This is a genomic window from Streptomyces iconiensis (genome assembly GCF_028657195.3).
Taxonomy (GTDB): domain Bacteria; phylum Actinomycetota; class Actinomycetes; order Streptomycetales; family Streptomycetaceae; genus Streptomyces; species Streptomyces iconiensis.
Window position 1 is genome coordinate 86699 of record NZ_JANCPR020000031.1, and the last position, 25174, is coordinate 111872.

Consider the following 25174-nt stretch of genomic DNA (forward strand, 5'->3'; position numbering starts at 1 on the left):
ACTGCCGTCCACCGTGCGCTGAAGCTCACACGCGGTGAAGCCCCACCAGGCGCTGAGGGCCTCAGCGCGCGCCGAGGTCCTCAGCGGCGCCCTCGCGGTGGTCCCCGCCGCTCTTCCGGTCCAGGGCCGAGGAGGACACCTGTGCGGGCGCCTTGGGCGCGGAACTCTGCGCGATGAAGGCCCCGAGCAGCACCACGGCCCCGCCCACGAGCTGTACGGCGCTCAGGTGCTCACCGAGCAGTACCCATGCGAGCACGGTCGCGATCACGGCCTCCAGGCAGGCCACCACGCCGGCGACCTGCGGCGAGAGCCGCCGGATGGAGACGACGCCGGTCAGATAGGCGGTCACCGTCGCCACCAGCACGATCCAGGCCAGCAGCAGCAGCGCGTCCACCCGCACGCCGTTCATCACGGCATCCCGCGTGAGCACGGTCCAGTCCATGTCCCAGGGGCGCGCGATCAGGGTGAGGACCACGGCTCCCACCAGCAGCCCGTAGGCGATGACGCCGATCGGATCGGCGGAGCGCCTGCCGTCCTCGGCCGAACTGCCGTGGTCCGACAGCACGAAGTAACCGACCTGGCAGCACGCGGCGCCCAGCGCGAGCAGCAGTCCGATGCCGTCGAGGCGCAGCCCCGCCCAGACCTCGACCACGCAGCACAGTCCGCCGACGGCCAGCACGACACCCACGGCCGCCGCCCGCGTGACGGGCCGCCGCTGCACGAACCGCACCCAGCCCAGTACGAGCGCGGGCGCCAGATACTCGATCAGCAGCGCGACCCCGACCGGGATACGGGAGAGCGCCGCGAAGTAGAACGCCTGCACACCCGCGACCGCCAGCAGCCCGAACCCGAGGAGCAGCCCCGGGCGTTCGCGCAGCAGGCCGCGGTGGCGCCAGGCCAGCGGGAGCATGATGAGCGCGGCTCCCGCGACGCGGAGCCAGGTGACATGGAGGGGTTCGAGTCCTGCCTCGATCAGCGGCTTGGCCGCGACCCCCGAGCCGCCGAAGGCGAAGGCCGACAGCAGCGCGAGGGCCATCCCTGGCGTCCGGGCACGGGAGGCATCAGGTGCGGCGCCGGAAGCGCCTCCCGAGGCGGGCGAGGTGTCACGCATCGCCGCATCATGCCAGCACCCAACAGGGGTGTCACCCCTGTACGCCCCTGACACCCAGGCGAACGGCCAGGTCATCGGTGTCCACACCGGCCCGCCGCAGCACCTCGACGCCCCGGCACTCGTCGTCGGCGACCAGCCCAGCGAACAGGTCAACGCCCTCCGCGTGCTGGTCCCCTCTCTTCCGCGCGCGCTCCCCCGCCAGTTCGAGGGCCTTCGCTGCGCTGGGCGACCAGCCGGGCACACCACCGGGCTGCTCGGAGACGGCGGGCACGGCGCCGGAGTCCTCCATGCTGCCCTGCCATGCGAGCCCGTAGCCGATGCTGCGCTGGACGAGATATCCGAGGAGCTTGCCCACCTGAGGGCTGCCGCCGTCGAGGAGTTCCCAGACCGCGCGGTCGGACTCCAGAAGGCTGTGCAGGAGGTGGGCCGTGTCGATCTGCCGGTCCCCGTCACGGGCAGCGCGGCGCCGCGCGGTCACGATCATGAAGGCCAGCGCATCGCTGACCTGCTCCTCGACTCCCGCGTCTGCTGGTTCGCTGGACGGTGTAGGGCTGTGCACACGACCACCACATCACACACACCCCTCCCGGACATCAGCACCCCGTGGCATATGCAGGTCCCCCACTGGTTGGGTACGCACGTCCGACTCCTCCTCCCTGGGGAGGAGAAACAGTCACGCGAAGCACCCGATTCCGCCGCACCCGTAACCCCGACGGTGCCGTCGCGCGTCACCCCTCACAGCACTGCCCGCGCACCCCGCCAGGCCGAGGAGGCCCATGGCCGTAAGCACCCAGTCCGGGCCCGGCTGCTGGATGGTGGCGCTGCCGGGGACCGACGGCAAGCAGTACGTCTACCGCGTGTACGCGCCCTACGACGCGCTTCTTGGCGATCTGTTCTGGGCCGCCTTCCACTGCCACGACGACTCCCGCTTCCCCCGCGCGTACGACTGCTTCGACGCGGCGCGTATCTGGCGGCTGCCTTCGCCCCATGGGGGCGGCCGGTAGCTACGGGGAGTGATCGCGGTAAAACCGGGAACCTCCTCAGCAGTGCGCGGGTCCAAGCGCACAGGTACAAGCGCACATCCCCGCTCCGGCAGCACCTGGAGATCTCATGGCCCCACACCATGCACGCTCTGCGCGCCGCACAGCCTCCGTACGCCCGGCGCTCGCCACGCTGGCGGTTGCCGCGGCGCTCCTGGCCGCCGGCTGCGGCCAGTCGTCCTCGCCCTCCGGTTCCGTCTCCCCCTCGGACGGTGCGGGCAGTTCGCGCCCCGCCGACCCCTCCCCCGGCACGAAGGGGGAGAGCGCGGCAGGTGACGGCGCCGCGGGCTCCGCCGCACCCTCGTCCGCCCCGGCCACCGCCCCGTCCCCGGAGGGCGAGGGCACGACCGGCCCCTCGCGGCAGGCCGCCGGTTTCCCGTGGTGCTCCCCCGGCGCGCTCTCCGTCGCGCTGCGCGAGATGGAGCCCGCCGCCGGGAACCGCTATGCCGCTCTCGTGTTCACCAACACCTCGAACGAGCCGTGCCGCACCAGCGGCTGGCCCGGGCTCCAGCTCACCTCCGACGCCGGCCGCACCATCCCGACCGACACCGAACGGGACCGCTCGGTACGTTCCCGGCCCCTCACCCTGAAACCGGACGACCGGGCCTGGAGCAGGCTGCACTGGACGGTCGTACCCGGTACGGGCGATCCCGCGGACGGCGCGTGCCCCGAGCCGGGCGCGCTGCGGGTCATCCCGCCCGACGAGCGGGGGCAATTGACGGCCGACTGGAAGCTGGGCACCGTGTGCGGCGCCGGCGAGATCGAGGCCACCGCCCTGCGCACCGGCGAGGGCCCCCGGCACTGAACCCGCACGCGAGCGCGACCAGCCCCACGACGACCCGGGTCCGCGCGCCACGGCCGGGACACACGCACCCGCAACGGCAGGCCGCAGAGCGAACAGGCACAACAGAGCGCGGCAGGCGCACAGGGGGCAGACGCGACAGAGCAGCAGGCGCACAGGGCGGCAGGCGCACAAGGAGCGGGCACACAGGGCAGAGCGGCAGGCACGCGAAAGGCCGGCCCCGGCGGTTGCCGGGGCCGGCCTCTGTGCCGTCCGGAGGGCGGCGCCTCCGGCACGCTCAGTCCTCGTCCGCGAGGATCAGATAGAGCTTCTTGCGGGCGTCGTTGACGACACCGAGCGCCTTCTCCCGCTGCTCAGGGGTGCCGGTCGCCCATACCTGCTGGAACGCGGAGGCCAGGCTTCCGGCCGCCTTGCGTGCCTCGTGCATGGCCTCCCAGTCGACGCCGCGCCCCGCCTCTTCCCAGGGCGCCTCGGCTCCCGCCTCGGCCTCGGCCCTGCCGGCCTCGGTGAGCGTGAAGTGCTTCTTGCCACCCTCGCTCTCACTGCCGATCAGACCCTCGTCCTCCAGCAGTTGCAGCGTCGGGTAGACGGAGCCCGGGCTCGGCTTCCACCCGCCGCTGCGCTCGGCGATCTCCTGGATCATCTCGTACCCGTGCATGGGCCTGTCCTTGAGCAGCGCCAGGATCGACGCCCTGACGTCGCCGCGCCTGGCCCGGCCGCGCGGTCCGCCGCGCCCCCGGCCGCCGCCCCTGCCGAAGGGCGGTCCGTCGCCGAAGCCGGGGCCGAAGGGCCCGAAGGCGGGGCGTCCGCCCTCGCGTCCTCCCCATCCGCGCCCGGGCCCGCGGCCACGGCCGTGGCCACCCCTGCCCTGCTCGCGTGCTCCCTGTTCATATCCGTGTACATGCATCGCTGACTCCTTCGTTTCTTGTCTTTGATCGGTCGCGATGCGTCAACGATATATCGCTACCTATCGAATAGCAACCCCCTGCCGGTCCACTCCTGTGACATTGGCCGTATCCGGGACCCAGCCGCGGGACTACGCTCCGCCGCCATGAGGATCCGTACCGTCGACGCCTTCGCCGACCGCCCCTACACCGGCAATCCCGCCGCCGTTGTCCTCCTCGACAGCGGCCCGTTCCCCGAGGACTCCCGGCTCCAGGCGCTCGCCGCCGAGATGAACCTCGCCGAGACCGCGTTCGCGCACCCGCTGCCCGGCGACGCCGATGCCGACTGGGCGCTGCGCTGGTTCACCCCGAGCCATGAGGTCGCACTGTGCGGCCACGCCACGCTGGCCACGGCGCACTTGCTCGCCGGCGACGGCGCGGTGAAGCCGGGCGAGACGATGCGCTTCCGCTCGCTCAGCGGCGTACTCACCGCCACCGCGGCGCCCGACGGTGCCCTCACTCTCGACTTCCCCACGGCCACGCTCACCCCGACCGCCGTCCCGGAGAGCGCGGCAGCCGTGCTGGGCGCACAGGTCGTGGCCGCCTGGGAAACCGGCAGCCTGGACATGCTGCTGCTGGAGCTGCCCGACGAGGGAACGGTGCGCGGGCTGGCGCCCGACCTGAACGCCATCACCGCCTTCCCGAACCCCGCCGTGGTCGTCACCGCACGGGGAGACGGCGTACGGGGCGTACACGACTACGTGTCCCGCGTGTTCGCACCCGCGCACGGCATCCCGGAGGACCCGGTCACCGGCAGCGCCCACACCGCGCTCGCCCCGCTGTGGTCCGGGCGGACCGGCCGCGACGACCTGACGGGGCTCCAGGTCTCCCCGCGTACGGGCTACGTGCGCACCGGCCTGCGGGGCGAGCGCACCCTGCTGACCGGTACCGCCGTCACCATGCTGGACGCACAGCTCCTCGTGGAACCGTGAGTGCCGCCCACGCCGCGCGGCGCGCTGCTTCGCTACGAGGCACGCGCGCTCACGGCGTGGGCAGCCAGTCGACCTTCCCCGCGAGCAGCCCATACCCGACGAAGGCGACGATGTCGATCAGCGCGTGCGCGGCGACCAGCGGGCCGACTCGGCCCCAACGCCGGTACAGCAGCACGAAGATGACGCCCATCGCCATGTTCCCGAAGAACCCGCCGATGCCCTGGTAAAGGTGGTACGAGCCGCGCAGTACGGCGCTCGCGGAGAGCGCTGCCAGCGGCGACCAGCCCAACTGGTCCAGCCTGCGCAGCACATAGCCGACCACGATCACCTCCTCCACCACGGAGTTCTGCACGGCGGAGACGATCAGCACGGGGTACTTCCACCACACCTGGGGCAGCGATTCGGGCTCCACGGTGAGGTTCAGCCCCCCGGCCTGCGCCAGCAGGTAGAGCCCGATCCCGCAGCCGCCGATGGCCGCCGCGACGGCGGCACCCCAGCCCAGGTCGAAGCCCGGCCTGCGCAGGTCGAAGCCCAGCACCCGCAGCCCGCCCGTACGCTCCCGCAGCAGCAGGTGCGCCACCAGCGCGACCGGCACCAGCGCCGTGGCGACCGCGAACAGCTGCCAGGCCAGGTCGAGCCAGGGACGCCCGGGCGCACGCGAGGAGTTGAGCTGAGCCGCCTGGTCGGCGAGGCCGCCCGGCTCGGTGAGCGCACCGAGGAAACTGATCAGCGAGGAGACCGCGCTCGCGCCCAGCGAGAGCGCGAGGACCAGCAGCAGCTCCGTACGCAGCGTCCGCCGCCGCAGCCCGTCGTCCGCCAGGTCCGCGCCCGTGGGCAGCGGGTCGTCAGGCGCCTGTGCGCGCACACGAACCTCCCGTTCCGAACGCCGTGTCCATCCCGTTCCCTCTCCTCGAACCGCTGTCGGGCCACCGGCGCGCCACCTCACGCCACCGTCCGGCCCCCGTGTCCCGTCCGCTGACTCCAGTTCAGCAATCGCGCCTCATCCGTACCGCCACCGCGCTAGGGTCGCGGAAACAGGTACGAAGATCGCGCGCGGCTGGCCGGGGGGACAAGCGCCGTCAGGGTGTGCCGTCCCTCCGTCGTTGCCGCCCCGACGGCTTCCAGGAGAGGCGCCCACGCCATGCCACGTCACAGCTTGCCCGACGACTCCGGCATCTACGGCGCGAGGGGACCCCTCGCCATCGAACCGCCCCGCCGGTCCGGCTCGCGACGGCGCAACGTCATGCTCGCCACGGCCCTGGTCGTCGCACTGGGCGCCGGCACGGCCGTGGCGGCGAAGAGCGGGCTCCTCCCCTTCGGCGGGGGCTGCGACGGATCCACCGTCGACCTGCGCGTGGCCGCCTCCCCCGACATCGCCCCGGCGCTGCGCACGGTCGCGGCCGAGGCGCGGGAGAACGAGGCGAAGTCGGACGGGCGCTGTCTGGACGTGCACGTCAGCGAGCGTACGGGTGCCGAGGTCGCCGACACGCTCCAGGGCGGTGGCAAGGACGGCAGCGTCAACTACGACGTGTGGCTGCCCGATTCGAAGCTGTGGGTGGACCGCGCCTCCTCCTCGGGGCGGGCGCCTTCCCTGGAGACGGTCGGCAACGTCGCCGGCTCCCCGCTCGCCCTGGCCGCCGTTCCCTCGGCGGCCAGGAAGATGGGCTGGCCCGGCAAGAGCTACTCGTGGTCCCGTATCGCCGCCTCCGCGACCGGCGACGACGATCTGCGCATCGGCAGCGCCGACCCGGCCCGCAGCGCCACGGGGCTGCTCGCGCTCACCCAGATCCAGAAGTCCACGCTCAAGGAGGGCGGCAAGGAGGCGGAGACCAAGACGGCCGCGGCGGCCAAACAGCTCTCCGAGCGCACCGCGCCGGGCGACTCGCAGGTCCTGGCCACCCTGCCGCGCGACGACTCGGGCGCCGAGCTGGGCAACCCGCAGCGCAACCAGGCCCTCGTCCTGTCCGAACAGGCCGCCTTCACCCACAACAAGGCCAAGGGCGATGCGCCGGGACTGCGGCTCTTCTACCCCAAGGACGGGGCCACGCTCCTCGATTACCCGTACACCCTGGTCAACGACGAGAAAATGAGCACCGAGAAGAGCCGCGCCGCCATCCGCTTCCAGACCCTCATGGGCGACGCGCAGGGCCGCCGGGTCCTGGACAAGAACGGCTTCAGGCCGGTCAACGGCGAGGCCGACAAGGGCATCACCCGGCAGGCGGGCGGCCGTGAGCCCCAGCCGTACACCGCGACCCCGGCCGAGGCCCCGTCGACGGAGAGCGTCCGCACGGCGCTGGGCATGTGGACGATCACCGTGCAGAGCGCCAGGTTCATGCTCGTGGTGGACTCCTCCGCGTCCATGTCGGCCCCCGTACAGGGCCGCCCCGGCCAGTCCCGGATGGACGTGACCAAGGCGTCGCTGATGCAGGGGCTCTCGCAGTTCACGCCCGAGGACGAGGTCGGCCTGTGGGAGTTCTCGACCCGGCTGAAGGGCGACAAGGACTACAGGGAACTGGTGTCCACGGCACGCCTCGGCGACAGGAAGGACGACGGCGCGACCCAACGCGACAAGCTGACCTCGGCCTTCAGCCAGATGGAGCCGATACCCGGCGGCGCGACGGGCCTCTACGACACGGCGCTCGCCGCCTACAAAGAGGCGCACAAGGGTTACGCGAACGGGAAGTTCAACGCCGTCGTGATGCTGACCGACGGCGCCAACGAGGACCCCGGCAGCATCTCCCGCCAGGAGCTGACGGCGGAACTGGAGGAGCGGGGCGAGGGCAAGCGGCCCGTCCCGCTGATCGCCATCGCCGTGGGTCCCGACGCGGACGAGAAGGCGGCCAAGGAGATCGCCGAGGCGACCGGCGGCTCCGCCCACCAGGTCAACGACCCCTCGCAGATCCACACGGTCATCCTCAAGGCCATCATGGAGGCAGGCAGCAGAAGCTGACCGCCCCCACACGGAAGCAGCCGGCTCCCCGGGCCACCGAGCCCTACGCTCGCACCCTCACTCACTCACTCGCTCACGGCCCGTCCGGCCGACTCACGGCCCGTCCGGCCAGGTGTGCACCGGCTCTCCCGTGTCCACGAGTTCGCCGTAGGAGCGGGTGACCGCCGCGAGCGCCTTGTCCCTGTCGAGCCCCGCCTCCCGTGCCCGCCGATAGGCCGCGACCTGCCACGAGGCACCGTTGACCCGCCGTGCGCAGCGCTCTTCGATGACCGAGAGATAGTGGTCGCGGTCCCCCGGCTCCACTCCCCAGGCATCGAGTCCCGCGGCAGCCAGCGGAAGCAGTTCCTCCCGTACGAGGCGCGTCGCCGGCATCCGCACCATCCCCGGCACACGCCCCGAGCGTGGCCACCACAGCTCGGCGTCGATGCCGTGGCGGCATGCGGCGTCGAAGTTGCGTGCCGCGTCGGCGAACGGCATACGGGACCAAACGGGGCGCGGGTCGTCCGCCAGGGCGCGCACCAGGCCGTAGTAGAAGGCGGTGTTGGCGAGTACGTCGGTGACGGTCGGCCCGGCGGGCAGCACCCTGTTCTCCACACGCAGATGGGGCGCACCGTCCATCACCCCGTACACCGGCCGGTTCCAGCGGTAGACCGTGCCGTTGTGCAGCACCATCTCGGCGAGCGAGGGCGTACCCCCGGCGGCGAGCACCCGCTGCGGGTCCTCGTCGTCGCATATGGGCAGCAGCGAGGGGAAGTAGCGCAGGTTCTCCTCGAACAGATCGTGGGCCGACCGTATCCAGCGCTCCCCGAACCAGGTACGGGGCCGCACCCCCTGGTTGCTCAGCTCCGGCGGCCTGGTGTCGGTGGCCTGGAGGAAGAGCGGCACGCGCGACTCACGCCACAGCTCACGGCCGAACAGAAAGGGCGAGTTGGCACCCATGGCGATCTGTGCGCCGCACACGGCCTGCGCCGCGTTCCACACGTCGGCGAACCTGCCCGGTGTCACCTGGAGATGGAGCTGCACGGATGTGCAGGCCGCCTCGGGCGCTATGGACTCCGAGGTGCAGGTCAGACGCTCGACCCCGGCGATGTCGAGCACGACCTCCTCGCCCCGCGAGGCCATGATCTGATCGTTGAGCAGCGTGTAGCGGTCGACGGCCGTGAGGTTCGCGGAGGTGAGGTCCTGGGCCGTGAGCGTCGGCAGAATTCCGATCATGATGATACGGGCCGACACCTCACGCGCCTGCCGGTCCGCGTATGCCAGTCCTGTGCGGAGTTCTTCAGCGAGTTGGTCGAGCACTCTCCCGGAGAGCGCGTGCGGCACGATATTCACTTCGAGGTTGAACTGTCCCAGCTCCGTCTGGAAATCCCGGCTCGCGATACGTTCAAGGACCTCCGCATTCCTCATGAGTGGCTGTCCCCCGGCATCGGCGAGATTCAACTCGATCTCCAGCCCCATGAGATTCCTCGGGCGGTCGAACCTCTTCTCCTCCAGAAGCTGCTCCAGCCCCCTCAGACACTTGTGGAGCTTCTGCCGGTACCGCTGTCGATCGGACAGGTCGAACCTGTCGGCCACGACCTTCTCTCCCATCGGAGGGTCCCTCCTCGTCGGTCCGAGCGTGCACCGATGATGCCCTGCCGCGTACCGGATAACGCCTGCGGCTACTGACCGGGCGCGTAACTGCCGCTACGCTGGAGGTTGCTGGACGGCACATTCCTTCGGCATACGGCGGCGTCCTGACCCCGCTCTCAGGTCCAGCACCGGCGGATCGTGATAAAAACCGACGACATCCGGCCGACCGCGATTCCACCGGAATGCGAGGTCACCGCCGTATTCATGATCTCCGTGCAGGTAATTGCCCTGCCGATTCGGCCTGTTATGCCCTTACCGGAAACACCGGGAGAGGTTAGCGGAAACTCCACTCGAACACATCTCGTATAAACTCCGCGAACAGGCAGAGACTTGGCGCACCCGGCTAGCTCCTGTCGACGCCCCTCGCCGCCCCCGCGGCCACCCCCGCGCCGACACAGTCGTCCGCGCCCCCGCCGAGCACAGTGTCTCCGAAGAGAGGCGACCCGCCATGCCCCTGCACGTTCCCCCGGCTCCCGCTCCTGCCCTGCGCAGCGTTCTGACCGCCCTCGGCTCGCCAACGGCGGTCCGGGGCACCCGCGCCCCCGTCGCCCTGCGTCACGCACAGGGCCCCCTGCGCCCCGAACTCCCGCTGCCCGCCCACGAGATGGTGAGCGTCGCCCCGTGCGACCCGGGCGCATCCCGCACCTCGCCACTGACACGGCTCACCGGCTGGCGCTTCCTGCTCCGCGACGCCGGCGCCGACCTCGCGGGGGCCGAGGCCACGGAGACCGACGCGACACACGCCGCGGCAGCGGGCACCGAAGGCGCCGCCACGGAAGGCGCGAGCACAGGCGCGGGTGGCGTAGGCACGCACGCGGGCTCCGCCGAGGCGGTGCTGACGGCCGACGGCTGGGCGTTCGGCCAGTTCCGCCAGGGCCCTTATGTCCTCTCGACCGTACGGGCCCTGCGCCAGGCGCAGTTACTGCCGACGGCCTACCAGCCCCGGCTGCTGTCCTTCCCTGAGCTGTACATGCTCACGCTCTGGCTGCACCGCGATGTCACGGCCGACCCGGCCTCCGGCTCGCCCGCGCCGTCTGATCTGCTGATCCCGCTGGCCCCCGCGCCGCCCGGAATCCCCGCCCATCAGCCGCACCGCGTGGACGCGCTGCTGCCGCTGCTGACACGCCGCCTCGTGCGCCCCGCGCCCCTTCTGCGTACGCCCGCTTAAACCGTCTTCCACCTGCGGCCCATCCGTACGCGCCCATGCCACCGTCCGTATGGACTAGTCCTCTCCGGTGTCCGAACCCCCCAAAGGGACCGTCTTGTTGAGCGCAACCGCCCGGTAGGGTGACGCGTCTGTCCGGTTGGGTAAGTGCTGACGCGAAATCCCTGCGGATTCGAGCCAGCGGCGGAACACTGGGGGACGGACCGGAACTTACGGGGGGACGGCCATGGACATTCACAGCCGCAGGACCAACGCCACATCACTACGGAAGACGAAACCGACAATGTGCCAGCACCAGCCACCATGCCCGACAGCGGACTCAGCAGACAGGGAAGCCGCCCAGCCCGTGGCTCACCACCCCGAGCAGGGATGGAGCCTCCTGTGCAATGGGGTTCTGCTGTTCGAGGACACCGGTGAGCTGCTGCCGGACGGCCAGATCATCGCTCCGCACAAGCCGCTCGGCACGCACCACATCGCAACAGCCGCCTGAGGGGCGGTAACCGAGGCAACAGCGCGACATCCCGCACAGCACACACAGGGCCGGCACGGCAACCGCCGCACCGGCCCTGACATGTTCCGGGTCCGCTGAGCCCCCGCGCCCTCTCCGGCTACTCGTCGTACTCCGCGACCGGCGGGCACGAGCACACGAGATTACGGTCCCCGTAGGCCCCGTCGATCCGGCGCACCGGCGGCCAGTACTTGTCCGCGGCGTGCACGCTCCCCGGGAAGACCGCCTCCTCGCGGGAGTAGGCGTGCTCCCACTCACGGCCCAGCATCGCCGCGGTGTGCGGCGCGTTGGCCAGCGGATTGTCCTCCGCGCTCCACTCCCCCGAGCCGACCTTGTCGATCTCCGCACGGATCGCGATCATCGTCTCGCAGAACCGGTCCAGCTCCGCCAGGTCCTCGCTCTCCGTCGGCTCCGTCATCAGCGTCCCCGCGACGGGGAAGGACATCGTCGGCGCGTGGAACCCGTAGTCGATGAGCCGCTTGGCGACATCGTCGATGCTCACGCCGGTCTGCTTGGTCAGCTGGCGGACGTCGATGATGCACTCGTGCGCCACCAGCCCGTTCGGCCCCGCGTACAGAACGGGGTAGTGGGGCTCAAGGCGCTTGGCGATGTAGTTGGCGCTCAGCACCGCGACCTGTGTGGCCTTGCGCAGCCCCTCACCGCCCATGAGCCGGACGTACGCCCACGAGATGGGCAGGATCCCGGCCGAGCCCCAGGGAGCCCCTGAGACGGGACCTATGCCCGTCTCAGGTCCTGCGGCCGGCTGGAGCGGGTGGTTGGGCAGATACGGCGCCAGATGCGCGCGCACACCGATCGGGCCCACGCCGGGACCGCCGCCCCCGTGCGGGATGCAGAACGTCTTGTGCAGGTTCAGGTGCGAGACGTCGGCACCGAACCTGCCCGGCTTGGCCAGGCCCAGCAGCGCGTTGAGGTTGGCCCCGTCCACGTACACCTGGCCGCCCGCGTCGTGCACGGCGGCGCAGATGTCGGTGATGTGCTCCTCGAACACGCCGTGCGTCGAGGGGTAGGTGACCATCAGCACGGCCAGCTCGTCCCCGTGCTTCGCGATCTTGGCGTGCAGATCGTCCACGTCGACGTCGCCGTTGTCGCTGGTCTTGACCACGACGACCTTCATGCCCGCCATCACGGCGCTGGCCGCGTTGGTGCCGTGCGCCGAGGACGGGATGAGGCAGACGTTCCGCTGCGCGTCACCGTTGGCCCGGTGGTACGCGCGTACGGCCAGCAGCCCGGCCAGCTCGCCCTGCGAACCCGCGTTGGGCTGGAGCGAGACCTTGTCGTAGCCGGTGACCTCGGCGAGCCTGTCCTCCAGCTCGTGGATCAGGGTCAGATAGCCCTCGGCCTGCTCGGCGGGCGCGAAGGGGTGCAGGCCACCGAACTCGGGCCAGGTGACCGGCTCCATCTCGGTGGTCGCGTTGAGCTTCATGGTGCAGGAGCCCAGCGGGATCATGCCCCGGTCGAGCGCGTAGTCCCGGTCCGAGAGGCGGCGCAGGTAGCGCAGCATCGCGGTCTCCGAGCGGTGCTCGTGGAAGACGGGGTGCGTGAGGTAGTCGTCCGTGCGCAGCAGCTCGTCCGGCAGCGCGTCCCCGGTCGCGGCGTCCAGCTCGTCCACGTCCACGGCGCCGGCGTCGATACCGAACGCCTTCCACACCGCGGCCAGATGTTCCCTGCCCGTGGTCTCGTCGCAGGCCATGCCGACGTGATCGGCGTCCACCCGCCGCAGGTTCACCCCGTCCTGCCGCGCGAGCGCGACGACCTCGTCGGCGCGTCCCGGCACGCGCGCCGTGACCGTGTCGAAGAAGGCACCGTGCAGGGTCTCCACCCCGCCGGCGCGCAGCCCTGCGGCGAGCAGCGCGGCGTAACGGTGCGTTCGCCGCGCGATGGCCGCGAGCCCGTCGGGACCGTGGTACGCGGCGTACATCCCCGCCATCACGGCGAGCAGCACCTGCGCCGTGCAGATGTTGCTGGTGGCCTTCTCGCGGCGGATGTGCTGCTCGCGCGTCTGGAGCGCCAGGCGGTACGCCTGGTCGCCGTCGGCGTCCTTGGACACCCCGACGAGCCGTCCAGGCAGGCTGCGTGCGAACTTCTCCCGCACCGCCATGTAGCCGGCGTGCGGCCCGCCGAAGCCCATCGGTACGCCGAAGCGCTGGCTGGAGCCCACCGCGATGTCGGCGCCCAGATCGCCGGGCGAGGTGAGCAGGGTCAGCGCCAGCAGGTCGGCGGCAACGGTGACCACGGCGCCCAGCTCGTGCGCCCGCTCGATCACGGCACGCTGGTCACGTACCGCGCCTGAGGCCCCGGGGTACTGCAACAGCACGCCGAAGACGCCCCGCTCGGCTGCCTCTTCGGGGATGCCGCCGCTCAGGTCGGCCACGACGATCTCGACACCGGTCGGCTCGGCGCGTGTCCGCAGCACGGCAACGGTCTGCGGCAGGCAGTCGGCGTCGACCAGGAAGACGCCTTCCTTGACCTTGCCCACCCGCCGCGAGAGCGCCATCGCCTCGGCGGCTGCCGTCGACTCGTCCAGCAGCGAGGCGCCCGAGGTGGGCAGCCCCGTCAGGTCCGCGATCACGGTCTGGAAGTTGAGCAGCGCCTCCAGACGCCCCTGCGAGATCTCCGGCTGGTAGGGCGTGTACGCCGTGTACCAGGCCGGGCTCTCCATGACGTTGCGCAGGATGACCGGCGGCGTGAAGGTGCCGTAGTAGCCCAGCCCGATCATGGACTGGAGTACCTGGTTACGCGACGCGAGGGAGCGCAGCTCGGCCAGTACGTCGGCTTCGCTGCGCGCCTCGGGAAGTCTCAGCAGCTCCGTGCTCCTGATCACCTCGGGCACGGCCGCCTGCGTCAGCTCGTCGAGCGATCCGTATCCGACCTGCGCCAGCATCTTGGCCTGGTCCGCGGCGTCGGGGCCGATGTGCCGGCTCTCGAAAGGTGCGCCGCGCTCCAGTGCGGAGAGCGGGGTGCGGTGGGAAGTCATCTGCGGGGGCCTCCTGGTCTCTGCGACCTACGAGGGGCACCTTGACGGGTGCCCGGACGGCCTCCCCCTCTGTCATCTCAACCTGAGAGTTTCACCGGCCCGTCCGGAATGCGGCGGTCCGGCTTTCACCGTCGGTGAGGAGGGGCTGCGGCGCTGGTCCGTGGCCCGCCCTGCTTTCCAGAGTGACCTCGTCCGCGCGGTACGTGAGCCTGAGAGATTCCGGGGAGGAGTTGCTCCTTCGGCGCCTCCGGCAGTTCACCGGAGGACTCTCCCGCACGGGGTCGACAGCCGTTAACGAGGGTATCAGCGTGCCCTCAAGTGGTAACCCGATGTGTGCTCAAGTAGCCAACCTCCGAAAAGTACCGTTTCGTTGTAGGTACGAGTCCGGACGACACGTAGCGACCCGTGGGAGGGACACCGTGCAGACCGACATCGATCCCCGGAGCCTGATCGGCCGGAAGGCATTCGACCGCCAGGGAGGCAAGATCGGAACCGTGGACGAGGTGTACCTCGACGACGCCACCGGCGAACCCGAGTGGGCGGCCGTCCGCACCGGCCTCTTCAGCCGCGACGCCCTCGTACCGCTGGAGCCCAGCAGTCTCCTGGAGGACGGCCTGCGCGTCCCCTTCGAACGTGCCCTGATCAGGGAGGCGCCCGACCTCGGTGTGGGCCGCCACCTCTCGCCCGAGCAGGAGCTTCAGCTCTACCACCACTACGGGCTCGACGTGCCGGCCGGAGGCGAGGCCCCCGCGGTGCCCGACCGGGACTTCGGGCGCATAGCCGGCGCCGGGGACTGACCTCCCCGGCCCTCCGGACCCCAGGAGCCCCCCGCGCCGCGGGGTGGCGCACCGCCGCCGCGCTGAAGCGCCGCGGCTTCCGCGCCCGCCAGGCCCTCCTGCGGGCTCCGCCCGCCGGCCCGTCCCCAGCCGGCGCCGGCCCGCGCCGCCAGCGCCCGGGCGACCTCGGCGTCCAGCATCCGGGGCTCGGCAGGCTCAAGAGCGGGATCGTCGACGGAGAAGGTCCGCACCCTGCCGGGCGGCGAATCCGGCTCCTCGAAGCGGACGGTGACCTTCCCCACGCCGCTCCCCTGCACCCAGCCGAGGCCGTGCTCCGCGTGCCGCACATCGCGCCCCGGCGTCCACTGCCGGTCCGGCATCACGACGGCCTCATGGGCCGTGGGAACCGCCACAGCTCCCTCGCCCGCGCCCTCGTCCCGGGCCGCCTCCGCAGCCTCGGCGGCCTCGGCCGCCTCCCTCTCGTCCCGCGCCGCCCGCGCCTGCGCGAACAGGTCCTCCTGCGTGAAGTCAGCCAGCCCGCTCACCCCCACACCGAGCAGCCGTACCCCCGCCGTCGTGTCCACACCCTCCAGCAGCCGCTGCGCCGCCTCCTTGATGACCCCGTGATCGTCGGTGGGGCCCCGCAGGGTCTCGGACCTGGTGAGCGTGGAGAAGTCGTAGCTGCGCACCTTGATCACCACGGTTCTTCCCGAACGCCCCGCGGCCCGCAGCCGCGTCACACAGCGATCGGCGAGCCGCGCCACCTCCATGCGTACGCGCGTCCGGTCCGTGAGGTCGACGTCGTAGGTGTCCTCCACCGAGACCGACTTCGCGTCCCGCTCCGCCACCACGTCCCGGTCGTCGATGCCGTACGCCATCGCGTGCACCGAGGCGCCGTGCGCCTTGCCCAGCAGCCTCAGCAGCTCGGCCTCCCCCGCCTCGGTCGTCTCACCCACGGTCGTGATCCCGGCCTTGCGCAGCGTCTCGGCGGTCGCGGGCCCCACACCCGGCAGGATCCGCACGGACCGCGGGGCGAGCATCTCCCGCTCGGTGCCGGGTTCGATCAGCGCGAGCCCGTCCGGCTTCGCCTGCTCAGAGGCGATCTTCGCCAGCAGCTTGGAGCCGGCCAGCCCCACCGAACCGCTCAGCCCTGTCGCAGCACGGATGTCACGCCGCAGCCGCTCCCCCACCTCACGCGCCGCCTCGGAGCCCCCCGCCGACCCCGCGAGCGCGTCACCCGCCTCCAGGTCGACGAACGCCTCGTCCAGGCTGAGCGGCTCCACCAGGGGCGACAGACGGTGCAGCAGCTCCATCACCACGTCGCTGACGGCGCGGTAGAGCCCGAAGCGCGCGCCCAGATACGCCGCGTTCGGACACAGCCTGCGTGCCTGCGCCGTGGGCATCGCCGAGTGCACCCCGAAGCGTCTCGCCTCGTACGAAGCCGTGGAGACCACACCGCGCGGCCCCAGCCCGCCCACGACCACCGGCTTTCCGCGCAGGCTGGGCTTGGACGCCTGCTCCACCGCGGCGAAGAAGGCATCCATGTCCAGATGCAGGATGGTCGGCTGACTCCTCACATCAGCCGATGGTGCCGCATGGGTCTGACAATCTCAGCCGGCGCGGTTGCGGCGCCGTGCCAGCTCGTCCTCGGGATGGTGCCCGACCAGCGTCTCCCCGGTGTCCACACGCTCGCCGTGCAGCTGCGACAGCGCACCCTCGACGTCCTTCCAGACCACGCCGACCGCGATCCCGAAGACGCCCTGGCCGCCCTGGAGCAGATCGACGACCTCGTCGGGCGAGGAGCACTCGTAGACGGTGGCGCCGTCGCTCATCAGCGTCATACGCGCCAGATCGGTCCTGCCGCGCGAGCGCAGGTGCCGAACGGCCGCGCGGATGTTCTGCAGCGACACCCCGGTGTCCAGCAGCCGCTTCACGATCTTGAGAACGACGATGTCGCGGAAGCTGTAGAGCCGCTGGGTGCCCGAACCGTAGGCGGGTCTGATGCTGGGCTCGACCAGGCCCGTACGCGCCCAGTAGTCGAGCTGCCGATAGGTGATGCCCGCCGCCGAACAGGCGGTGGGGCCTCGGTATCCGACTTCGTCAGGGGGTGGGTCAGCCGGTGGGACTTCCGTGCTGGAGGGGCTCGGCCGCCTCGCTGGACCGCCGGGTGGGGAGGAGTCGCCAGCCGCTGTACCTTCGCCGCCGGTGCCTGTCACGCCGACCTCCGTCCTTCACATCCCGGGTTACCCCCGGAACCTGCCCACATGAAGGTAGGCAGTCACTCCGGGTGCGTCAACGATCGCCACACTCGGCACGGCGAGTGATAATCCCCCATGGGGTGGTTTGACGTGCCCCAGGGCCGGGAATTGCTGGCCGGTTGGCCGGGGCGCCTTCGGCCGGACGGCATCCGGCGCCCCCGCTCACTGACTGCTGGAGCCGAAGTCCTCAGGAGAAATCTGGTCGAGGAACTCGCGGAACTTCTCCACCTCGTCCTCCTGCTCGTCCGGAATCGCGATCCCGGCGTCGTCCAGTACCCCGTCACTGCCGTAGATCGGCGTCCCCGTACGCAGGGCCAGCGCTATGGCATCGGACGGGCGTGCACTGACTTCGACACCGCTGGCGAAGACCAGCTCGGCATAGAACACGCCTTCCCGCAGGTCCATGATGCGAACCGCGGTGAGCTCCTGTCCCACTGCTTCCAGGACGTCCTTGAACAGGTCATGGGTCAGTGGGCGTGCGGGAGTCATGCCCTGTTGGGCAAAGGCGATCGCAGTCGCCTCCCCCGGGCCGATCCAGATGGGGAGGTAGCGGTCGCCTCCCACTTCTCGCAGGAGCACGATCGGTTGGTTGGTGGGCATTTCCACCCGGACACCCACGACGTCGAGCTCATTCACACAGCAACCCTAGGCCGTGCCGCGCCTGTTTGGGTAGTCGGGCAGCCGTCCGGTGAGGGCATCCGTGTGCCGATTCAGTCACCACGCGGGCGCAGCGCCGCCTGCACAAGAGCTGCGTGAAGGCGCACTGAGAGCCCCGCCAGCTCCTGCGCGGTGCTCTCCGCGCGCGCCCTGGTGCGGGGGTCCCTGTGCCGCCGCAGAGGGGCCACGATCTGCTCCACAAGATCGACCTGGCGTTCGGCTGCGGCCTTCATCGCCCTCAGATGGCGCGGTTCGAGACCGAATCGGCCGAGATCCGTCACCAGCCGCGCCACGGTGACCTCCGTCAGCTCGTACGCGCCGTCCGCCGAAGCTGCCACCAGTCCGTACGCCTCCCACTCGGCCAGCTCGGCCTCGTCGATGCCGGCGACGGTGAGGAGTTCCTTGCGCCCTATACGCACAGCGGGGGCCGGCGGCGTCACTCCGGGTTCGGGAGCCTCGCGCGTCGGTGCCGGGATCGCGGGCGGACGCTCTCCCCTTCCGAGCGCGTCGAGGTGCTCCCTGATGACCTTGAGCGGCAGATAGTGATCCCGCTGCATCCGCAGCACATAGCTCAGCCGCTCGATGTCCTCGGTACGGAACTTCCGGTATCCGGAGGGCGAGCGCTCGGGCTCGACGAGGCCCTCCGCCTCCAGGAAACGGATCTTGGAGACGGTGACCTCGGGAAACTCCTCGCGCAGCGCCTGGAGGACGGCGCCGATGCTCACCGGGCCGCTCTCCGCGGCGGCGGTGCCGGTATCGGCACCACCCGGCGGTGTGTGCAGCATGAACCTTCCCCCGGGGGAGGTTGTCAGAAGGTGCGCTGGCTCGCGAAGAAGACCAGCCGGTACTTCCCGATCTGCACCTCGTCCCCGTTCCCGAGCGGGACTCCCGCCTCGATCCGCTCGCGGTTCACATAGGTGCCGTTGAGGCTGCCGACGTCGGCGACGGTGAACACCCCGTCGGGACCGCGCCGGAACTCCACATGACGGCGCGAGACCGTCACGTCGTCCAGGAAGATGTCGCTCTCTGGGTGACGTCCCGCCGTGGTGAGTTCACCGTCCAGCAGGAAGCGGCTGCCCGAGTTCGGACCGCGCCGCACGACCAGCAGGGCCGATCCTGTGGGGAGCGCGTCCACGGCCGCCTGGGCCTCGGGCGGCAGCACTGGCGAGGCGTGCTGGCCGGTCACCTCGGAGTCGTACGCCTCAAGACCGGAGATGGAGATCGTCGAGGTCGTCTCGGACGATCCCTCAGCGGGGACGCCGCCCCGGAGGGGAGCGCCGCAGTTGGAGCAGAACCGGCTCGCTTCAGCGGCACGTGTCCCACACCTGTTACACACCGGCAAGGCAGACCCTCCACCCGTACTTGAGGTTGGCGGTGCATCGGAACCTATGCGTCCCTGTGCTCCAGGGTCAACAGAAACCGCGCCGTGACCACCCGAATTGTCCCCATTACGAGGCGCCACCTCATCACGGAACAGCGGGCGCTCACCGCTGTCCTCGGCTCCGCTTCCCGTCGTCTCAGCGTTCCGGGAAGCGCGGTGCCGCGCGGCACCAGCACCGCCGTCCTGGCGGTTCTTGCCGAACAACTTCGCAAAAAAACTCACGGGCGATTCCCCTCGCACGAAACAGACCCGCCCGTGGGGCAGGACAGACCCTCGATGCTCTCATTGGTCATACATGACGCCCGGATAACGTCCGTGACCTCTGCACAGTTTCCACCACGCAGTGCTCAACTGACCGGCCGACCCCCCGGAAGCTCTAGCGGCGTCTCACTGCGACGACGACCGAGCGTAGTCAGGCCGCTTCACCTGCCGCAAGGCGTCCACCGTGATCTTCTCCGACCGGGTAACCGACGCTGTGGCCTGTTTGTTCTTCAAAGTCTGCACGATTCCACCGGGAATGTTCAGGGCGGGCTCCAGGTCCTTCGCCTTGCCGATGACCTCGAAACGATAAGGCTGCCCGATCTTATGCCCGTCCACGCTCACACTGCCGCCGCTGTCGGAGAAATACGTGCTGGCCACCACGCGGACCCCGTTGATCTGGATGGCCTCGGCGCCCGCGGCGCGCAGCTCCTGGACCGCGTCGAGCAGCGTGTCCGAATCGGTCGCGCCCGCGCGGTCGTTGATCGTCAGCCTGATGCCGGGCCCCTCGGCGGCGACCGTGCCAGCGAGGACACCGAGCTGTGCGGCCTTCTCCTCCGTCTGCCTACGGGCCTCTTCGCGCTGGTCGGAGCTGGTCTCCAGCTCGGTTCGGTGCCCTTCGAGTTCCCGCTTCTCGTCCTCAAGCCGCTTGGTGCGGTCGTCGAGTTCGTCGAGGATGCGGACGAGGTCCTCGTGCCGTGCCCCTCTCAGGGCGCTGTTCTCGCTGGTGGACCGTACCTGGATCGCCAGGCCGAGCCCGAGCACGAACAGCAGCACGGCCACGATGAGTTGTGCACGGGTCACGCGCGGTGGCCATACGGCCTTGCCCAACCGCTGGCGTCCCGTCATCCGGGGCGGTTTGCCCGCCGCCGCGTCCTGGGACGGCCCGTCGCTCGTCGGCGTCCCGTCGTTGCTCGGCGTCTCCTCGTCGCTCATCGGCCTCACGCCCTGAAGACGTGCCGGCGGATGGCGGCGGCATTCGAGAAGATACGGATGCCGAGGACGACGACGACACCGGTCGAGAGCTGGGCCCCCACCCCGAGCTTGTCGCCAAGGAAGACGATCAGCGCCGCCACGACGACGTTGGAGAGGAACGAGACGACGAAGACCTTGTCGTCGAAGATCCCGTCCAGCATCGCGCGGAGACCGCCGAACACGGCGTCCAGCGCGGCGACGACGGCGATGGGCAGATACGGCTCGACCACCGTCGGCACCACGGGCCGGACGACGAGTCCGGCCACGACACCCACGACGAGGCCCAGTACGGCGATCACGATGTGCTGCCCTCTCCTGTCTGCGCAGGTTTCGCTGTTCGTACGATCAGGCTCGGTGCGGCAGGCAGCCGTACCTCGTCCTGGACGGAAATGCTGGTCCTGGCCCCGTAGTCCTTGTGCAGCACGTACAAGTACTGCCCGTCGGCGCTGTCCTGGAAGGTCTTGCTGAGTTTCTGGCCCGGACCCACAGCCAGCAGCGTATAGGGCGGCACCAGCGGCTTGTTGTCCACCAGGATCGCGTCACCTGCCGCGCGGATCGCCGAGCGCGCGGTGAGGCGCTGTTCGTTGATGGCCACGGCCTCGGCGCCTGACTCCCAGAGCCCGTTGACGACACGTTGCAGGTCGCGGTCGCGGATCCGGCCGGTGTCCGAGAAGCCGGTGCTCTCGCGGGGGCCGCCGCTGTCGCTGGACTCGGTCTCCTTCGCGTCGTCCACCATCAGCTTGACGCCCGGGCCCTTGACGGGAACGGCGCCCGACAGCAGGGCCGTGTCCCTGGCCCGCCGGCCTCCGTGCTTCTCCAGGGCCTTGCGCTGCTTGGCCTCCACGCTGGAGCGCAGCTTGTCGACGTTCTCCTGGAGTTGGTCGGCGTGGCGTCCGCCGTCCTCGATGCGCTCGATGAGTTCCTGCTTCTCCTTGGCCACGGTCGGCGCTGCGATACGTGCCTGCGCCGCCCCGACGGTCACCACCAGCGCGGCGAGCACCAGTCCGCCCGCCAGGCCGAGCTTCGCACGCACAGTGCGCGGCAGCTTCGAGCGGCCCTCCATGCCCCGCCGCCTGGTCGCTTCCGCGTAACCGTCGTCGAGGCTGTGGTCCATCACGTTGTTCAGCAGCGACATGGAGGCATCGGGGCGCGGCGGCCTCGAAGGGGTGCTCCGTTGTGGGGGCTGCTGCGACATGCCGAACATCGTCGCACGTCCGGACCCCTGCCGCCGAACGGGCCCACCCGCGCGCCGTACGGCGGAACTTGCCGTCACATGACGGCCCGCGTCCCGCCGTACGGAGGGTCGTTCAGCGACCGGCGCTGTCGACCACGGCCGCCCACTCGTCCAGCAGCGCCTGCGCCGACGCCTGGTCCGGTCCCTCGGCCCACAGATGCGTGACGGCCTCGGCGGGATCCGGCAGCACCATCACCCAACGCCCGTCGGGCTCCACCACGCGCACGCCGTCGGTCGTGTCCACCGACCGCTCGCTGGCGGCCTCCACGACCGTACGCATCACAAGTCCCTTGACCGCCCAGGGCGTTGCGAGGTCACGCCGCTCCACATGCGCGCGCGGGATGCGTGCGTCGATCTGGCTGAGCCTGAGTTGCGTGCGCGCGACCAGCCCGATGAGGCGTACGAAGGCGGCGGAACCGTCGAAGACCGAACTGAACTCGGGAACGATGAAACCGCCCCTGCCGTCCCCGCCGAATACCGTCGCCTCGTCCCTGCTGACGCGGGTGAGATCACCCGGCGATGTGGTGGTCCACTCGACCTGCGTGCCGTGGTACGCCGCGACCTGCTCGGCGATGCGCGTCGTCGTCACGGGCAGCGCGACCCTGCCACTGCGGCGCTCAGCCGCCACCAGGTCGAGCATGACGAGCAGCGCCCTGTCGTCCTCCACGATCCGGCCGTGCTCGTCCACCAGCGACAGCCGCTCCCCCACCGGGTCGAAGCGCACCCCGAAGTCGGCGCGCGCCGAGGCCACGATCTCCCCGAGCCGCACCAGTCCGTTGCGGCGGGTCTCCACCGTCTCGGTCGGCCGGGACTCGTCGAGACCGGGGTTGATGGTCAACGAGTCGACGCCGAGCCGCCCCAGCAGGCTCGGCAGTACGAGTCCCGCGCTGCCGTTGGACGCGTCGACGACGACCTTCAGCCCGGCCTCCTCGACACCCGTCGTGTCCACGGCCCTGAGCAGCGAGCCCGTGTAGGAGTCGTAGACGCTGGAGGGAAAGCGCAGGTCACCGATCTCACCGGGGAAGGCCCTGCGGTACTCCTGGCGCGCGTACACCCGGTCGAGCTTGCGCTGTCCCGCCTGGGAGAGGTCGGCGCCGCGCTCGTCGAAGAACATGATGTCGACGGAGTCGGGCACACCTGGCGTCGTGCGGATCATGATTCCGCCGGCGCTCCCGCGGGCCGTCTGCTGCCGCGCCACGGGAAGCGGAACGTTCTCCAGGTCGCGGACGTCGATCGCGCTGGTCTGCAACGCGGAAATCATCGCCCGTTTGAGTGCACGCGCACCGCGGGAGTGGTCACGCGCCGTGGTGACGGTTGAACCTTTCTTCAGCGTCGTGGCATACGCGCCCGCCAGCCTGACCGCCAGCTCCGGGGTGATCTCGACGTTCAGGATTCCGGAGACACCACGCGCCCCGAACAGATGGGCCTGTCCCCTGGACTCCCAGATGACGGACGTGTTGACGAACGCACCGGCCTCGATGGTCTTGAACGGGTAGACGCGCACATTGCCCTGGACGATGGATTCCTCGCCGATGAGGCATTCATCGCCGATGACCGCGCCGTCCTCGATGCGCGCGGCACGCATGACATCGGTGTTCTTTCCGATGACGCAGCCGCGCAGGTTGGACTGCTGTCCGATGTAGACGTTGTCGTGGACGACGGCCCGGTGCAGAAAGGCACCGCTCTTGACGACGACGTTCGAGCCGATGACGGAGTGCTCGCGGATTTCGGTGTCGGCCTCCACCTTGGCGTAGTCGCCGATGTAGAGCGGACCCCGCAGGACGGCGTCCGGATGCACCTCGGCGCCTTCCGCGACCCATACGCCCGGCGAGATCTCGAAGCCGTCCATCTCGGCGTCGACCTTGCCCTCCAGGACGTCCGCCTGAGCCTTCACATAGCTCTCGTGCGTGCCGACGTCCTCCCAGTAACCCTCGGCGATATAGCCGTAGATCGGCTTGCCTTCCTTCATCAACTGCGGGAAGACATCTCCGGACCAGTCCACGGAGGCATCGGCTTCGACGTAGTCGAAGACCTCGGGCTCCATGACATAGATACCTGTGTTGACGGTGTCGGAGAAGACCTGGCCCCACGTCGGCTTCTCCAGGAAGCGCTCGACCCGTCCGTCGTCGTCCACGATGGTGATGCCGAACTCCAGCGGGTTCGGTACCCGGGTCAGACAGACCGTGACGAGCGCACCGCGTTCGCGGTGAAAGCGGATGAGATCGGTGAGGTCGAAGTCCGTGAGCGCGTCACCCGAGATGACGAGGAACGAGTCGTCCCTGAGAGCTTCCTCGGCGTTCTTGACGCTGCCGGCCGTACCCAGAGGTTTTTCCTCGTTGGCATAGGTCAGCTCCATGCCCAACTCTTCGCCGTCCCCGAAGTAATTCCTGACGAGAGAGGCCAGGAATTGCACGGTCACCACGGTCTCGTTGAGCCCATGCCGTTTGAGCAACCTCAGCACATGCTCCATGATCGGCCGATTCACCACCGGCAGGAGCGGCTTGGGCATGCTCGCGGTCATGGGGCGAAGGCGAGTACCTTCGCCACCAGCCATTACGACGGCCTTCATGTTGGAAGCGTCCTCCTCGCACAGACGACGGTCACGCCAACCTTCACCCATCCAGGATGACCCACAAAGCTACTTTTCGGGCACCCGGCCTCAGCGACACTGGAAAGGCGGGATCAGTCGGCCTGGGCATCCGCCCTGATGAGACGGCGGACCTGGACCACATAGAGGATCCCTGCCCACCAGTAGAGAGCCGTACCCCAGCCGGCGAACGCCCACCCGAAAATAGCAGCGAGTGACGCAAGCCACCCACTTCCGTCACTGAGCAACAGCAGCGGAAACGCGTACATCAGATTGAACGTGGCGGCCTTGCCGAGGAAGTTCACCTGCGGTGGCGCATACCCATGCCTGTCCAGTACCCACACCATGCCCAGTAGCAACAGCTCTCTGGCCAGCAGAGCCGCGGTGAGCCACAGCGGAAGGATCTCCCGCCAGGTGAGTCCGACGAGCGTGGAGAGGATGTAGAGGCGATCGGCGGCCGGGTCGAGAATCCTGCCGAGACTGCTGATCTGGTTCCAGCGCCGTGCGAGTTTGCCGTCCAGATAGTCACTGACTCCGCTGAACGCGAGCACGAGAAGCGCCCAACCATCGCAGTTGGGACCGCCGAACCGGGGCCACAGAATCAACCACAGAAACACCGGCACCCCGACGAGGCGGGCCATGCTGAGGATGTTGGGGATGGTGAGGACCCGGTCAGTCTGGACCCGCGTCTCCTGGACCTCCACCCGGGGGCCTCCTGTGAGTAACCGTGCCAACGATGCTCCCTGACCCTACCGGGCAGCTGTTCACCCACCGTGCACGGGGTCCGGTTTGCGACACGAAAAAGCCCCGTTGGGGTGTCCCAACGGGGCTTTCTCCACAAAGAGTTCGGCGGTGTCCTACTCTCCCACACGCTCCCGCATGCAGTACCATCGGCGCTGAAAGGCTTAGCTTCCGGGTTCGGAATGAGACCGGGCGTTTCCCTCACGCTATGACCACCGAAACACTATG

The 25174-nt window shown here is 70.0% G+C and carries 23 protein-coding genes, 1 rRNA gene, 1 pseudogene and 1 riboswitch; of the genes and pseudogenes, 7 read left to right on the plus strand and 18 right to left on the minus strand.

All coding sequences use genetic code 11. From position 1 onward, the window contains the following. Positions 1–61: 61 nt before the first annotated feature. Together NMN56_RS27805 and NMN56_RS27810 are read right to left on the minus strand one after the other, a co-directional pair. The gene (locus tag NMN56_RS27805; protein WP_274046401.1) at positions 62–1036 is read right to left on the minus strand and encodes an EamA family transporter; all 975 of its coding nucleotides are present in this window, start codon (positions 1034–1036) and stop codon (positions 62–64) included. Positions 1037–1142: 106 nt separating this feature from the next. After that, on the minus strand, positions 1143–1670 hold the full coding sequence (locus tag NMN56_RS27810; protein WP_274046377.1) for a Clp protease N-terminal domain-containing protein: 528 nt from the start codon (positions 1668–1670) through the stop codon (positions 1143–1145). 217 nt (positions 1671–1887) lie between these two features. Between NMN56_RS27810 and NMN56_RS27815 the strand changes: the two genes are divergently transcribed. Together NMN56_RS27815 and NMN56_RS27820 are read left to right on the plus strand one after the other, a co-directional pair. Further along, on the plus strand, positions 1888–2115 hold the full coding sequence (locus NMN56_RS27815; RefSeq protein WP_274046378.1) for a hypothetical protein: 228 nt from the start codon (positions 1888–1890) through the stop codon (positions 2113–2115). 106 nt (positions 2116–2221) lie between these two features. After that, entirely contained in the window at positions 2222–2956 is a 735-nt protein-coding gene (locus NMN56_RS27820; protein WP_274046379.1) for a DUF4232 domain-containing protein, read from the plus strand. Positions 2957–3230: 274 nt separating this feature from the next. Here the strand turns inward: NMN56_RS27820 and NMN56_RS27825 are convergent, their stop codons facing one another. Continuing rightward, complete coding sequence (locus NMN56_RS27825; RefSeq protein ID WP_274046380.1) at positions 3231–3860, minus strand: PadR family transcriptional regulator; 630 nt, start codon at positions 3858–3860, stop codon at positions 3231–3233. Between the two features lie 144 nt (positions 3861–4004). On the opposite strand from NMN56_RS27825, the gene NMN56_RS27830 reads away from it, so the two are divergent. Further along, complete coding sequence (locus tag NMN56_RS27830; RefSeq protein WP_274046381.1) at positions 4005–4829, plus strand: PhzF family phenazine biosynthesis protein; 825 nt, start codon at positions 4005–4007, stop codon at positions 4827–4829. A gap of 49 nt (positions 4830–4878) precedes the next feature. Here the strand turns inward: NMN56_RS27830 and NMN56_RS27835 are convergent, their stop codons facing one another. Next, entirely contained in the window at positions 4879–5694 is an 816-nt protein-coding gene (locus NMN56_RS27835; protein ID WP_430542726.1) for a CPBP family intramembrane glutamic endopeptidase, read from the minus strand. Between the two features lie 276 nt (positions 5695–5970). Between NMN56_RS27835 and NMN56_RS27840 the strand changes: the two genes are divergently transcribed. Beyond that, positions 5971–7779 (plus strand): substrate-binding and VWA domain-containing protein, encoded by a 1809-nt coding sequence (locus tag NMN56_RS27840; RefSeq protein WP_430542727.1) that lies wholly within the window; start codon positions 5971–5973, stop codon positions 7777–7779. 93 nt (positions 7780–7872) lie between these two features. Here the strand turns inward: NMN56_RS27840 and NMN56_RS27845 are convergent, their stop codons facing one another. Then, on the minus strand, positions 7873–9369 hold the full coding sequence (locus NMN56_RS27845; RefSeq protein WP_274046382.1) for a glutamate-cysteine ligase family protein: 1497 nt from the start codon (positions 9367–9369) through the stop codon (positions 7873–7875). Positions 9370–9859: 490 nt separating this feature from the next. Between NMN56_RS27845 and NMN56_RS27850 the strand changes: the two genes are divergently transcribed. After that, the gene (locus NMN56_RS27850) at positions 9860–10579 is read left to right on the plus strand and encodes a hypothetical protein (protein ID WP_274046383.1); all 720 of its coding nucleotides are present in this window, start codon (positions 9860–9862) and stop codon (positions 10577–10579) included. A 280-nt stretch (positions 10580–10859) separates the two neighbouring features. Beyond that, positions 10860–11066, plus strand: a complete 207-nt coding sequence (locus tag NMN56_RS27855) for a DUF5999 family protein (protein ID WP_274046404.1) — start codon at positions 10860–10862, stop codon at positions 11064–11066. A gap of 118 nt (positions 11067–11184) precedes the next feature. Here the strand turns inward: NMN56_RS27855 and gcvP are convergent, their stop codons facing one another. Continuing rightward, complete coding sequence (gcvP, locus tag NMN56_RS27860; protein WP_274046384.1) at positions 11185–14079, minus strand: aminomethyl-transferring glycine dehydrogenase; 2895 nt, start codon at positions 14077–14079, stop codon at positions 11185–11187. 187 nt (positions 14080–14266) lie between these two features. Next, a riboswitch (glycine riboswitch) is annotated at positions 14267–14363 on the minus strand. A gap of 135 nt (positions 14364–14498) precedes the next feature. Between gcvP and NMN56_RS27865 the strand changes: the two genes are divergently transcribed. Continuing rightward, entirely contained in the window at positions 14499–14876 is a 378-nt protein-coding gene (locus tag NMN56_RS27865; protein WP_274046385.1) for a PRC-barrel domain-containing protein, read from the plus strand. On the opposite strand, the gene NMN56_RS27870 is transcribed toward NMN56_RS27865, so the two are convergent. From NMN56_RS27870 to rrf, 12 genes and pseudogenes are all read right to left on the minus strand, one after another. Next, complete coding sequence (locus tag NMN56_RS27870; protein ID WP_274046386.1) at positions 14792–16432, minus strand: DNA polymerase IV; 1641 nt, start codon at positions 16430–16432, stop codon at positions 14792–14794. The two genes, NMN56_RS27865 and NMN56_RS27870, sit on opposite strands and share 85 nt — an antisense overlap. 33 nt (positions 16433–16465) lie before the next feature. Then, positions 16466–17071 carry a MerR family transcriptional regulator gene (locus NMN56_RS27875; protein WP_274046387.1) on the minus strand — a complete coding sequence of 202 codons (606 nt, stop codon included), beginning with the start codon at positions 17069–17071 and terminating at the stop codon, positions 16466–16468. Positions 17072–17275: 204 nt separating this feature from the next. Then, entirely contained in the window at positions 17276–17749 is a 474-nt protein-coding gene (locus tag NMN56_RS27880) for a bifunctional nuclease family protein (RefSeq protein WP_274046388.1), read from the minus strand. Between the two features lie 74 nt (positions 17750–17823). Next, positions 17824–18555: a transcriptional regulator FtsR gene (ftsR, locus tag NMN56_RS27885; RefSeq protein ID WP_274046389.1), complete on the minus strand. Its 732-nt coding sequence runs from the start codon at positions 18553–18555 to the stop codon at positions 17824–17826. A gap of 23 nt (positions 18556–18578) precedes the next feature. Then, positions 18579–18956: an FHA domain-containing protein gene (locus NMN56_RS43080; RefSeq protein WP_347178674.1), complete on the minus strand. Its 378-nt coding sequence runs from the start codon at positions 18954–18956 to the stop codon at positions 18579–18581. A gap of 87 nt (positions 18957–19043) precedes the next feature. Then, positions 19044–19391, minus strand: a pseudogene (locus tag NMN56_RS43085) (FHA domain-containing protein); the annotation flags it as partial. A gap of 147 nt (positions 19392–19538) precedes the next feature. Further along, positions 19539–20345 carry a DUF881 domain-containing protein gene (locus NMN56_RS27895; RefSeq protein WP_274046390.1) on the minus strand — a complete coding sequence of 269 codons (807 nt, stop codon included), beginning with the start codon at positions 20343–20345 and terminating at the stop codon, positions 19539–19541. 5 nt (positions 20346–20350) lie between these two features. Continuing rightward, the gene (locus tag NMN56_RS27900) at positions 20351–20683 is read right to left on the minus strand and encodes a small basic family protein (protein ID WP_180928314.1); all 333 of its coding nucleotides are present in this window, start codon (positions 20681–20683) and stop codon (positions 20351–20353) included. Continuing rightward, positions 20680–21579, minus strand: a complete 900-nt coding sequence (locus NMN56_RS27905) for a DUF881 domain-containing protein (RefSeq protein ID WP_274046391.1) — start codon at positions 21577–21579, stop codon at positions 20680–20682. The genes NMN56_RS27900 and NMN56_RS27905 overlap by 4 nt, the downstream gene beginning before the upstream one ends. A gap of 112 nt (positions 21580–21691) precedes the next feature. Next, a complete protein-coding gene (locus tag NMN56_RS27910; RefSeq protein WP_274046392.1) occupies positions 21692–24187 on the minus strand; it encodes a mannose-1-phosphate guanyltransferase in 2496 nt (831 codons plus the stop codon). Positions 24188–24300: 113 nt separating this feature from the next. Continuing rightward, positions 24301–24909 carry a cardiolipin synthase ClsA gene (gene clsA, locus NMN56_RS27915; RefSeq protein WP_274046406.1) on the minus strand — a complete coding sequence of 203 codons (609 nt, stop codon included), beginning with the start codon at positions 24907–24909 and terminating at the stop codon, positions 24301–24303. A 140-nt stretch (positions 24910–25049) separates the two neighbouring features. Then, positions 25050–25166: ribosomal RNA gene (rrf, locus tag NMN56_RS27920) — 5S ribosomal RNA — on the minus strand. Positions 25167–25174 lie beyond the last annotated feature (8 nt).

Bases quoted from the DNA above. Each gene is read 5' to 3' on its own strand.
- NMN56_RS27805 (WP_274046401.1), bottom strand. From the start codon at position 1,036: ATGGCCCTCGCGCTGCTGTCGGCCTTCGCCTTCGGCGGCTCGGGGGTC.
- NMN56_RS27815 (WP_274046378.1), top strand. From the start codon at position 1,888: ATGGCCGTAAGCACCCAGTCCGGGCCCGGCTGCTGGATGGTGGCGCTG.
- NMN56_RS27820 (WP_274046379.1), top strand. From the start codon at position 2,222: ATGGCCCCACACCATGCACGCTCTGCGCGCCGCACAGCCTCCGTACGC.
- NMN56_RS27825 (WP_274046380.1), bottom strand. From the start codon at position 3,860: ATGCATGTACACGGATATGAACAGGGAGCACGCGAGCAGGGCAGGGGT.
- NMN56_RS27830 (WP_274046381.1), top strand. From the start codon at position 4,005: ATGAGGATCCGTACCGTCGACGCCTTCGCCGACCGCCCCTACACCGGC.
- NMN56_RS27840 (WP_430542727.1), top strand. From the start codon at position 5,971: ATGCCACGTCACAGCTTGCCCGACGACTCCGGCATCTACGGCGCGAGG.
- NMN56_RS27845 (WP_274046382.1), bottom strand. From the start codon at position 9,369: ATGGGAGAGAAGGTCGTGGCCGACAGGTTCGACCTGTCCGATCGACAG.
- NMN56_RS27850 (WP_274046383.1), top strand. From the start codon at position 9,860: ATGCCCCTGCACGTTCCCCCGGCTCCCGCTCCTGCCCTGCGCAGCGTT.
- NMN56_RS27855 (WP_274046404.1), top strand. From the start codon at position 10,860: ATGTGCCAGCACCAGCCACCATGCCCGACAGCGGACTCAGCAGACAGG.
- gcvP (WP_274046384.1), bottom strand. From the start codon at position 14,079: ATGACTTCCCACCGCACCCCGCTCTCCGCACTGGAGCGCGGCGCACCT.
- ftsR (WP_274046389.1), bottom strand. From the start codon at position 18,555: ATGCTGCACACACCGCCGGGTGGTGCCGATACCGGCACCGCCGCCGCG.
- NMN56_RS27895 (WP_274046390.1), bottom strand. From the start codon at position 20,345: ATGAGCGACGAGGAGACGCCGAGCAACGACGGGACGCCGACGAGCGAC.
- NMN56_RS27905 (WP_274046391.1), bottom strand. From the start codon at position 21,579: ATGTCGCAGCAGCCCCCACAACGGAGCACCCCTTCGAGGCCGCCGCGC.
- NMN56_RS27910 (WP_274046392.1), bottom strand. From the start codon at position 24,187: ATGAAGGCCGTCGTAATGGCTGGTGGCGAAGGTACTCGCCTTCGCCCC.